Source organism: Streptomyces roseochromogenus subsp. oscitans DS 12.976 (genome assembly GCF_000497445.1).
GTDB classification, from domain to species: domain Bacteria; phylum Actinomycetota; class Actinomycetes; order Streptomycetales; family Streptomycetaceae; genus Streptomyces; species Streptomyces oscitans.
In genome coordinates this window covers 6,800,706-6,811,616 of sequence record NZ_CM002285.1, presented here as the reverse complement: position 1 = coordinate 6,811,616, position 10,911 = coordinate 6,800,706, and the positions used below count along the sequence as shown (strand labels likewise).

General features: G+C 69.3%; 8 protein-coding genes and 1 pseudogene. 8 read left to right on the top strand and 1 reads right to left on the bottom strand.

The features are described from left to right. Positions 1-492 (bottom strand): annotated as a pseudogene (locus M878_RS96760) (hypothetical protein); the annotation flags it as partial. 201 nt (positions 493-693) lie between these two features. Between M878_RS96760 and M878_RS79130 the strand changes: the two are divergent. The 8 genes from M878_RS79130 to M878_RS79095 all read left to right on the top strand — a co-directional run. After that, complete coding sequence (locus tag M878_RS79130) at positions 694-1,857, top strand: mandelate racemase/muconate lactonizing enzyme family protein (RefSeq protein WP_023551068.1); 1,164 nt, start codon at positions 694-696, stop codon at positions 1,855-1,857. Continuing rightward, a complete protein-coding gene (locus tag M878_RS79125; protein ID WP_023551067.1) occupies positions 1,854-2,858 on the top strand; it encodes a zinc-dependent alcohol dehydrogenase in 1,005 nt (334 codons plus the stop codon). Before M878_RS79130 ends, M878_RS79125 begins: the two co-directional genes overlap by 4 nt. A gap of 143 nt (positions 2,859-3,001) precedes the next feature. Further along, positions 3,002-3,982, top strand: coding sequence for a hypothetical protein (locus M878_RS79120; RefSeq protein WP_023551066.1), 981 nt, complete (start codon positions 3,002-3,004; stop codon positions 3,980-3,982). A gap of 140 nt (positions 3,983-4,122) precedes the next feature. Next, complete coding sequence (gene chvE / locus M878_RS79115) at positions 4,123-5,232, top strand: multiple monosaccharide ABC transporter substrate-binding protein (protein ID WP_023551065.1); 1,110 nt, start codon at positions 4,123-4,125, stop codon at positions 5,230-5,232. Positions 5,233-5,264: 32 nt separating this feature from the next. Beyond that, the gene (mmsA, locus tag M878_RS79110; protein WP_031226224.1) at positions 5,265-6,842 is read left to right on the top strand and encodes a multiple monosaccharide ABC transporter ATP-binding protein; all 1,578 of its coding nucleotides are present in this window, start codon (positions 5,265-5,267) and stop codon (positions 6,840-6,842) included. Then, entirely contained in the window at positions 6,839-8,083 is a 1,245-nt protein-coding gene (gene mmsB / locus M878_RS79105; protein ID WP_023551063.1) for a multiple monosaccharide ABC transporter permease, read from the top strand. The genes mmsA and mmsB overlap by 4 nt, the downstream gene beginning before the upstream one ends. A gap of 25 nt (positions 8,084-8,108) precedes the next feature. Next, the gene (locus M878_RS79100) at positions 8,109-9,260 is read left to right on the top strand and encodes an aldose epimerase family protein (protein ID WP_023551062.1); all 1,152 of its coding nucleotides are present in this window, start codon (positions 8,109-8,111) and stop codon (positions 9,258-9,260) included. A 102-nt stretch (positions 9,261-9,362) separates the two neighbouring features. Further along, a partial coding sequence (locus M878_RS79095) for a pyridoxal phosphate-dependent aminotransferase (RefSeq protein WP_023551061.1) occupies positions 9,363-10,911 on the top strand: 1,549 nt, incomplete at its 3' end.

The window sequence follows — 10,911 nt, the reverse complement described above, 5'->3', positions numbered from 1 at the left end:
CTCGGCCGCGGATTCCGGATCGCCGCCGTGCGGCTCCGCTTCCTCTTCCGCGGTCCCGGCCCGCGCGTACTGCTCCCCCGCGGTCCCGGCCGACGCGTGGTGCTGTCCCGTGGCCCCAGCCCGCGCGTACTGCTCTTCCGCGGTCCCGGCCCGCGCGTACTGCTCTCCAGTGGCCCCGGAGGGCGCGTAGTGCTCTCCCGTGGCTCCGGCCGACGTGTACTGCTCGTCCACGCTCCCGGCCGGCTCGTACCGCTCTTCCTGGGTCTCCCCGCGCGCGTACTGCTGGGGAATGCGGTAGCCGTGGGTGTCGTACGCCTGAGGCTCGCGCCCCTGAGGGGCGTACCCCTGGGGCGTGCCATGGCCCGGCGCCTCACCCGTGCCCGCGTAGGCGTGCGCGACCGGCGCTTCCGCAACGGAGCGCGCCGGAGTCCCGCACCCGGGGCAGGCCAGGGCGCCGTTGAGGTGCCGTTGGCACGGGTGACAGTAGTCCATGACGCCGGAAGACTAGATTCCCCATCGGTCAGGTTCCTAGGCACCTCTGTGAAGGTTTCGTAGAGCAGCGGAATAGTTCTCAAAAGGCTTGCCGAAACCGTTACCTGTTCGACCCATTGACACCCCGACCCCCCCGTCCTTACTGTCACGCCAGCATTTCGAACGTGTGACGAAATTTCGAACAGCTGAGGGGCAACCGCCGTGCGCATCACCGGAATCAGCACACACGTGGTCGGCACACCGTGGCGCAACCTGACCTATGTCCAGGTGCACACCGACGAGGGGCTCACGGGAGTCGGCGAGACCCGGATGCTCGGGCACACCGACGCGCTGATCGGGTATTTGCGGGAGGCCGAGGCCCATCACATCCTGGGTTCCGACCCGTTCGCCGTCGAGGATCTCGTCCGCCGGATGAAGTACGGCGACTACGGCCGGGCCGGTGAGATCGTCATGTCCGGTATCGCGGTCATCGAGATGGCCTGCTGGGACATCAAGGGCAAGGCACTGGGCGTGCCGGTGTGGCAGCTGCTCGGCGGCAAGGTGACGGACAAGGTCAAGGCGTACGCCAACGGGTGGTACACGACCGAGCGAACGCCGGAGGCCTATCACAAGGCCGCCCAGGGGGTCGTGGAGCGCGGATACCGGGCGCTGAAGATCGACCCGTTCGGCACCGGGCACTTCGAACTCGACCATCAGGAGACCCGGTACGCCGTATCGCTCATCGAGGCCGTGCGGGACGCGATCGGCCCGGACGCCGAGCTGATGCTGGAGATGCACGGCCGTTTCTCCCCCGCCACCGCCGTCCGGCTGGCCAAGGAGATGGCGCCGTACCGGCCGGCCTGGCTGGAGGAGCCGGTCCCGCCGGAGAACCTGAAGGCGCTGGAGAAGGTGGCCGCCAAGGTGGACATCCCGGTGGCCACCGGCGAGCGGATCCACGACCGGATCGAGTTCCGCGAGCTGTTCGAAAGCCAGGCCGCTGACATCCTGCAGCCCGATGTCGGGCACATCGGCGGCATCTGGGAGACGCGGAAGCTCGCCGCCACCGCCGAGACGCACTACATGCTGGTCGCCCCGCACAACGTCGGCGGGCCCGTGCTCACCGCCGCCTCCCTCCAAGTCGGCTTCACCACACCGAACTTCAAGGTCCTGGAGCACTTCAACGACTTCGCGGACGCGGAGATCAAGAAGGTGGTGAAGGGTGCGCCGCAGGTCGATCCGGAGGACGGGTGCTTCCATCTGTCCCACGCGCCCGGTCTCGGGGTCGAGCTGGACGTCGACGCGGCCGCCGAATTCCCGCAGCAGCAGGCCCGGTTCGACCTGTGGGCCGAGGGCTGGGAGCAGCGCAAGCCGAAGGAGACGAAGTGAGCGGCGCCGTCGTCGTCGAGGCCCCGGGCCGGTACCGGCTCGCCGAGCACACGCCCCGCCAGCCCGGCCCGGGCGAGGCGCTGGTGGCCGTGCACGCGGTCGGCATCTGCGGCAGCGACCGCGAGGTGTACCAGGGCAACCGGCCCGAGGGGTACGTCCGTTATCCGCTGACGCCGGGCCATGAGTGGTCGGGAACCGTCGCACAGGCGGGCCCGGGTGTCCCGGCGTCCCTCGTCGGCCGCAAGGTGGTCGGCGAGGGCTTCCGCAACTGCCAGGTGTGCGACCGCTGTCACGCGGGCGAGACCACGCTGTGCACGGCCGGGTACGAGGAGACCGGGTTCACCCAGCCGGGCGCCATGGCCGGCACGCTCACCTTGCCGGCCCGGCTGCTGCACGTCCTGCCGGACGATGCCGACCTCACCGCCGCCGCCCTGCTGGAGCCGGCCGCCTGTATCGCGGCCGCCGCGCTCAAGGCGAACGCCCGACCGGGTGAGCGGGTCGCGGTGGTCGGCACGGGCACGCTCGGGATGTTCGCCGTGCAGTTCCTGAAGGCCGTCTCGCCGGCGGAGCTGCTCGTCGTGGGTACCCGGGGTGACCGGGAGGCGCTGTCCCGGCGGTTCGGGGCGAGCGACTTCCGGCTCAAGGACCAGACTCTCCCGGACGACTTCGACGTCGTGATCGAGACCGCCGGGTCCGCGTCCGCCGCGCGCACCGCCGCCTCCCTGCTCAGGCGCGGCGGACGCCTGGTCCTCACCGGCATCCCGGCGCCGGGCGCGGACGGGCTCGACCCGACCGGTCTCGTCGTACGACAGCTGGAGGTGCACACCGTCTTCGGGGCGCCGCCGGCCGCCTGGGCGCACACCGTGCGGGTGTTCGGCGCCGGGCTGCTGGACCCGCTGCCGCTGGTCACGCACGAGCTGCCGCTGACCGAGTTCCCGCAGGCCATCGAGCTGGTGGGGGCCGGTGATCCGAAGGTGGGCAAGGTACTGCTCCGCCCGTAGCCGTACACCGGCCGGAGCGTGACCTGACGGCGCCCCGGCCGGCGTACCTGCAGAGCTCTCCGGCACACCTCCAGCGCTTTTCCGTACCCAGAGCCGCGAACCTTGTCCGAAATCTCGAACGCTTCGACCATGAAGGACAGCTTGTGACGACCGACGCTTCCGCCCCGGCGGCCCGCAGGCCCGGCGAACAGGCGCTCGCCGCCCTCGGCCTGGCCGCGCCCGCCCTCGACCCCGCCGACGCCTCCCCCCACGGCTTCCCGGGCGGCGGCCGCTGGCGCACCGAGATCCCCTCGTGCGAGGGTCCCGAAGCGCTGGCGGTCGTCCTGAAGGAGGCCTCGCGCCTCGATGTGCCGATCCACCGGATCAGCCAGGGCAGCGGTGTGTGGATGCTCACCGACGCCGAGATCACCGAGATGGTCGAGGCGACGGGCGCACGCGACATCGAACTCTGCCTGTTCACCGGCCCGCGCGGGACCTGGGACATCGGCGGCTCGGTGCGCTCCGACTCGCGAGGGGCCGGACTGCGCGCACGGGGCCACGACGCCGTCGCCGGGTGCGTCGAAGACGCCGTACGGGCCACCGAGTTGGGCGTCAGGTGTCTGCTGGTCGCCGACGAGGGCGTGCTGTGGACGCTGCACCGGGCGCGGGAGAACGGCGTCATCCCGGCCGACACCACGCTGAAGGTCTCGGCGCTCATCGGCCCCGTCAACCCGGCGTCGTACGCCGTCTTCGAACGGCTCGGCGCCGACTCGGTCAACGTGCCCAGCGATCTGACGCTGGATCACCTCACCGAGATCCGCCGGGTGTCGGCGGCCCCCATGGACATGTACATCGAGGCCCCCGACGATCTCGGCGGCTATGTGCGGATGTACGAGGTCGCCGAGCTGATCCGGCGCGGCGCCCCGCTGTATCTGAAGTTCGGTCTGTCCAAGGCGCCCGGCATCTACCCGTGGGGCACCCATCTGCGGGACGTCACCCTGGACACCGCCCGGGAGCGGGTGCGGCGCGGCCGGCTCGCCCTGGACCTGCTCGCCCGGCACGGCGCGGACGGCGACATGGCGCCGCTCGGCTCGCGGCTGCCGGGGTCTTTGAACCGGTTCCCCGCCGAAGGTGCCACTGGATGACCGATGGGGGCTGCGGGTCCATCGTGGCTGGTCGCGCACACGCGGCGGAGCCGCAAATGTCCCCGCCCCGCGCCCCTTTGGGGCGCTACACCGACCTCGCTTGAAACATCTCAACGAAGAGAAGAACAGGGACGATCACCATGCGCACTCGCAGAAGCGCCCTCGCCGCGATAGCCGGAGCCGCCTCGCTCGCCCTCACGCTGACCGCCTGCGGTCAGAACGGTTCGGGCGGCAGCAAGGAGAAGACCGGTGACGTCAAGGGCGCCACCATCGGCATCGCGATGCCGACCAAGTCCTCCGAGCGCTGGATCAACGACGGCAACAACGTCGTCAAGGACCTCCAGGCGAAGGGCTACAAGACCAAGCTGGTCTACGGCGAGGACGACCCGAGCACCCAGGTCTCGCAGATCGAGAACCTGATCACCCAGGGCGTCAAGGGCCTGATCGTCGCGGCCATCGACAACAAGTCGCTGAACAACGTCCTCCAGGAGGCCCACCAGGCCGGCATCCCGGTCATCGCCTACGACCGGCTGATCCTCGGCACCAAGAACGTCGACTACTACGCCTCGTTCGACAACGAGAAGGTCGGCACCCTCCAGGGCACCTACATCGTGCACAAGCTCGGTCTGGACAGCGGCAAGAAGGGCCCGTTCAACATCGAGCTGTTCGCCGGGTCGAACGACGACAACAACACCCAGTACTTCTTCGACGGCGCCATGAAGGTGCTCCAGCCGTACCTCGACAAGAAGCAGCTGGTGGTCAAGTCCGGCCAGACCAAGCTCAACCAGGTCACCACCTTGCGCTGGGACGGCACCACCGCCCAGCACCGCATGGAGGACATCCTCACCTCCGCCTACAAGAGCGGCCGGGTCGACGCGGTGCTCTCGCCGTACGACGGCATCTCCATCGGCATCCTGTCCGCGCTGAAGTCGGACGGCTACGGCTCGGGCAGCAACCCGCTGCCGGTCATCACCGGCCAGGACGCCGAACTCGCCTCGGTGAAGTCGATCATCGCCGGGCAGCAGACGCAGACCGTCTACAAGGACACCCGGCAGCTCGCCAAGGTCGCCTCGGCCATGGTCGACGACGCCCTCCACGGCAAGCAGCCGCAGGTCAACGACACCAAGACCTACACCAACGGCGCCAAGGTCGTCCCGGCCTACCTGCTCCAGCCGGTCAGCGTGGACAAGACCAACTACCAGCAGGTGCTGGTGGACGGCGGTTACTACACCGAGTCCGAGCTCAAGTAAGCGCCCGCACCTACGGATTGGAAGGCACGACCATGGCGGGACCCGTCCTGGAAATGCGCTCGATCGTCAAGACCTTTCCCGGTGTCAAAGCGCTGTCGGACGTCACACTGACCGTCCGCCAGGGCGAGGTCCACGCCATCTGCGGGGAGAACGGCGCCGGAAAGTCCACGCTGATGAAGGTGCTCTCCGGCGTCCATCCGCACGGCACCTACGAAGGCGAGATCCTCTTCGAGGGAGAGGTCTGCCGGTTCAAGGACATCCGGGCGAGCGAGCAGCGCGGCATCGTCATCATCCACCAGGAGCTGGCACTGGTGCCGTTCCTCTCCATCGCGGAGAACATCTTCCTCGGCAACGAACACGCCACGCGCGGCTTCATCAACTGGAACGACACCCTCAGGCACGGCACCGAACTGCTGCGCCGGGTCGGCCTCGACGAGCACCCGGAGACCCGTGTCGCCGACATCGGCGTGGGCAAACAGCAGCTCGTGGAGATCGCCAAGGCCCTGTCGAAGAAGGTGAAGCTGCTCATCCTCGACGAGCCGACGGCGGCCCTGAACGACGAGGACAGCGGCAAACTCCTCGACCTGATCCTGGAGCTGAAGAACCAGGGCATCACCTCGATCATCATCTCCCACAAACTGGGCGAGATCCGCCGGGTCGCCGACTCGGTGACAATCATCCGCGACGGGCAGTCCATCGAGACGCTCGACGTGAAGGCGCCGGAGACGACCGAGGACCGGATCATCAGCGGCATGGTGGGCCGCGACCTCGACCACCGCTTCCCCGAGCGCACCCCGCACGAGCCGGAGGCGGGCGCGGCCCCCGCGCTGGAGATCCGCAACTGGACCGTCCACCACCCCATCGACCAGCAGCGCAAGGTCGTGGACGATGTGTCGCTCAGCGTCCGCCGGGGCGAGATCGTCGGCATCGCGGGCCTGATGGGCGCCGGCCGCACCGAACTGGCGATGAGCGTCTTCGGCCGCACCTATGGCAAGTACGGGGGCGGCACGGTCCTCAAGGACGGCGCGGAGATCCGTACGAAGTCCGTCGCTCAGGCGGTGGAGCACGGCATCGCGTACGTCACCGAGGACCGCAAGCACTACGGCCTGAACCTCATCGACACCATCAACCGGAACATCTCGCTGACCGCGCTGAAGAAGGTCGCCCGGCGGGGCGTGGTGGACGAGCAGGCGGAACGGGAGGTCTCCGAGGGGTTCCGCACGTCGATGAACATCAAGGCGCCGACGGTCTTCGAGCCGGTGGGCAAGCTGTCCGGCGGCAACCAGCAGAAGGTCGTCCTCAGCAAGTGGATCTTCGCGGGTCCGGACGTGCTGATCCTGGACGAGCCCACGCGCGGCATCGACGTGGGCGCCAAGTACGAGATCTACACGGTCATCGACCAGCTGGCCGCCCAGGGCAAGGCGGTCGTCTTCATCTCCTCCGAGCTGCCGGAGCTGCTCGGCATGTGCGACCGCATCTACACGATGGCCGCCGGGCGGCTGACCGGTGAGGTGCCGCGGGCCGAGGCCACGCAGGAAGTGCTGATGCGCCATATGACGAAGGACAAGGCGCCGACGGACAACGCAAAGGACGAAGAGGTAACGCGATGAGCACGGACGTCACCGACAAGAGCCCGGCGGCCGCGCCCCCGGGCAAGGGCGGATCGGCCGCCGGCGAGGGCCTGTTGCGGCTGGTGCTCGGCGGCCTGCGCCGCAACATGCGCCAGTACGGCATGCTGATCGCGCTCGGGCTGATCGTCGTCCTCTTCCAGTTCTGGACCGGCGGCGATCTGCTGCTGCCGCGCAACGTCTCCAACCTGGTGCTGCAGAACAGCTACATCCTGATCCTCGCGATCGGCATGATGCTGGTGATCATCGCCGGGCACATCGACCTGTCGGTCGGCTCGATCACGGCGTTCGTGGGCGCGTTCGCGGCCGTGCTGACGGTGCAGCACGGCGTGGCGTGGCCCGTCGCCCTGGTGCTGTGCCTGCTGGTGGGCGCGGTGGCGGGGGCCGTGCAGGGCTTCCTGATCGCGTATCTCGGCATACCGTCGTTCATCGTCACCCTGGCGGGCATGCTGCTCTTCCGCGGCCTCACCGAGATCCTGCTCAAGGGCCAGACCCTCGGCCCGTTCCCGGACGGCCTGCAGAAGCTGGGCAACGGCTTCCTGCCCGAGGTCGGCCCGCACACCAACTACCACAACCTCACCCTGCTCCTCGGCCTCGTGCTGATCGCCGCCGTGGTGTGGCAGGAGGTGCGCGACCGGCGCCGCCAGCGGGAGTTCTCCCTCGACGTGGTGCCGGTGAGGCTGTTCCTGCTCAAGCTCGTGGCCCTGGTCGCCGCGATCCTCGTCCTCACGATGCTGCTGGCCAGCTACGACGGCGCGCCGATCGTCCTGATCATCCTCGGCGTCCTGGTGTACGGCTACGGCTACGTCATGCGCAACTCGGTCTTCGGCCGCCACATCTACGCCATCGGCGGCAATCTGCCGGCGGCCAAGCTGTCCGGCGTCAAGGACAGGCGCATCACCTTCCAGGTGTTCCTGAACATGGGCGTGCTCGCGGCCCTGGCGGGTCTGGTGGTCGCCGCCCGCCTGAACGCGGCCTCGCCGAAGGCGGGCGACGGATTCGAGCTGGAGGCCATCGCCTCCTCGTTCATCGGTGGCGCGTCCATGAGCGGCGGTGTCGGCACCGTCCTCGGCGCCATCATCGGCGGTCTCGTCCTCGGCGTGCTCAACAACGGCATGAACCTCCTCAGCGTCGGCACCGACTGGCAGCAGGTCATCAAGGGCCTCGCCCTGTTGGCGGCGGTCGGCTTCGACGTGTGGAACAAGCGCAAGTCCGGTTCATGAGGGTCCAGACAAGGGAGCCGTACGCATGGAACTGAACAGACGCACGGTCATCGCGGGAGCCGCGGCGGCGGGCCTGGCCGCCACCGCCCTCGGCACAGCCCCCGCCCAGGCCTCCCCGGGCGGGAGGCCGGTGAAGGAGTACTTCGGCACGCTCGCCGACGGAACGAAGGTGTACCGCTGGTCGCTGGAGAACGGCGGCACGCGGATGAAGGTCCTCTCCTACGGCGGCATCATCCAGTCCCTGGAGATCCCGGACCGGCACGGCCGGTACGCGAACGTCTCGCTGGGCTACGACAATCTCGCCGCGTATGTCGCGGGGACCACGTTCTTCGGCGCCACCATCGGCCGCTACGGCAACCGCATCGCCAAGGGCCGGTTCACGCTCGACGGCAAGAGGTACCAGCTGTCCGTCAACGACGGCGTGAACAGCCTGCACGGCGGCAAGCAGGGCTTCAACACCAAGGTGTGGGACATCGAGCCGTTCGCCTCCGGCTCCGACGTCGGACTGCACCTGTACTACACGAGCGTGGACGGCGAGATGGGCTACCCGGGCACGCTGCGGACGAAGGTGACCTTCACCCTCACCCGGCACGGCGACTGGCGCATCGACTACGAGGCCACCACCGACAAGCCGACGGTCGTCAACCTCACCAACCACACGTACTACAACCTCGCGGGCGAGGGCAGCGGCAGCATCTACGACCACGAACTCTGGCTCGCCGCACGCCGGTTCACCCCGACCGACCCGGGTCTGATCCCCACGGGTGAGCTGGCGAAGGTCAAGGGCACCCCCTTCGACTTCACGCACCCCAAGCCGATCGGCCGGGACATCCGCATCGGCCACCCGCAGCTGGTCACGGCCAAGGGGTACGACCACAACTTCGTGCTCGACAAGGGCGTGACCGCGGGGCCCGAGCATGTGGTGACGCTGCGCGACCCCGGCTCCGGCCGCACCCTGAAGATCTTCACCGACCAGCCGGGGGTGCAGTTCTACTCGGGCAACTTCCTCGACGGCACCCTCGTCGGCCCGTCCGGCCACACCTACCGGCAGGGCGACGGACTGGCCCTGGAGACCCAGCACTTCCCGGACTCGCCGAACGAGCCGTCGTTCCCCTCCACCGTGCTGCGGCCGGGCCAGACGTACCGGACGACCACGATCCACCGGTTCGAGGCGTGAAACCACTTCTGTTTCCCCTGAGTTGAACGGCGCCTCCCCCGTCTCCGTACTGAAGGGTGGCCCGTGCTCCCCCGCACGGGCCACCCTGAACGGAGGTCCCCTTTGGCCGGCAACGTCACCTCGTTGTTCCGCGGCACCGCCGCGCACAGCCCCTCGATGGCGGCGCTGGCGCGCGAGGGCGGAGACGGGGCCGGCCCGGTGGACTTCTGCATCCCGTGCAATCCGTACTTCCCCACCCCGGCCATGTACGGCGAACTGTCGGCCCGGTTGCCCGAGATCATCTCGTACTACCCGAGCAGCGCCGACACCGTCACCGGTGAGCTGTGCTCCCTGCTCCAGCTGCCGCCGCAGTGCGTGGCGATGGGCAACGGATCCACCGAACTGATCACCTGGATCGACCACTTGCTGGTCCGCGAGTCCCTGGCGGTGCCGGTCCCCACCTTCGGCCGCTGGACCGACCAGCCGATGGAGACGGGCAAGCGGGTCGACATGTTCCCGCTCCAGGAGGCGAGCGGATTCGCCCTGGACCTCGCCCAGTACGCCGAGTTCATCCGGCGGCGCGGCACCCGTGCGGTGGTGCTCTGCAACCCGAACAACCCCGACGGCGGCTATCTGCGCAAGCAGTCGGTGGTGCAGTTCATGGACGCGATGGCGGACCTGGACCTGGTGATCGTGGACGAGTCCTTCCTGGAGTTCGCCGACGCGGAGGCCGACCCGAGCGTCGTCCAGGAGGCCATGCTCCGCCCCAACGTCATCGTCCTGCGCAGCCTCGGCAAAAGCTTCGGCCTGCACGGCATCCGCTTCGGCTACCTGGTGGCGAACCCGGCGCTGGCGGGCCGCATCCGGTCGATGCTCCCGAAGTGGAACCTCAACTCCCTCGCCGAGCACGTGGTGTTCATGCTGCGCGACCACGGTGCGGAGTACGCGCAGAGCCTGCTGCAGATCCGCCGCGACCGCCTGGAGATGACCAGCCACCTCTCCGCGCTCCCCGGGCTCACGGTCTACCCCTCCCAAGGGAACTTCCTCTTCGTACGGCTGCCCGTCGGGGCCGAGGGCACGGTGGTCCGGGACCGGATGCTCACCGAGCACCGGATCCTGGTCCGCGAGTGCGGCAACAAGATCGGTTCCTCCAGCCGCTTCCTGAGACTCGTGGTGCGCCCCCAGGTCGACGTGCGTCGCCTGGTGTCCGGCCTGGAGCAGGTGCTCTACGGGTCCAGGAGGGGAGCCGCCGTACCCGAGCTGGGCACCGGGACCAGCTACAGCTCGGGTACGGCGGCGGTGGACCGGCTGATGAGCCAGACCAACGGAGGCGGCGTACCGGGCCTGGCCGCGCAGGCCGAGGCCATGACCGCCGCTCCCGCTCCGGCCGCCGGCACCGGCATGCCGCTCCCCGCCGCCGTACCCCCACCCGGCGCCGGGATGCCGATGCCGGCGGCAGCCCAGCCCCTGCCTGCGGCGCCTCAGCCGACCCCGGTACCGGTCCCGGCTCCCCAGCCGGTCCCGGCTCCCCTGCCGGCGCCCACACCCTTCCCCTCGCCGACCCCCGTACCCGCCCCGGTGCCCGTGCCTGTGCCGGCCCCCGCCGCGATCGCCCCCACTCCCCCGGGCGTCCCGGCACGCGGCGGCCTGACGGCGGCCCAGGTGCGCGGTA

Excerpts from the sequence above, each read along its gene's own strand:
- chvE (WP_023551065.1), top strand. The coding sequence starts at position 4,123 with ATGCGCACTCGCAGAAGCGCCCTCGCCGCGATAGCCGGAGCCGCCTCG.
- mmsA (WP_031226224.1), top strand. The coding sequence starts at position 5,265 with ATGGCGGGACCCGTCCTGGAAATGCGCTCGATCGTCAAGACCTTTCCC.
- mmsB (WP_023551063.1), top strand. The coding sequence starts at position 6,839 with ATGAGCACGGACGTCACCGACAAGAGCCCGGCGGCCGCGCCCCCGGGC.
- M878_RS79100 (WP_023551062.1), top strand. The coding sequence starts at position 8,109 with ATGGAACTGAACAGACGCACGGTCATCGCGGGAGCCGCGGCGGCGGGC.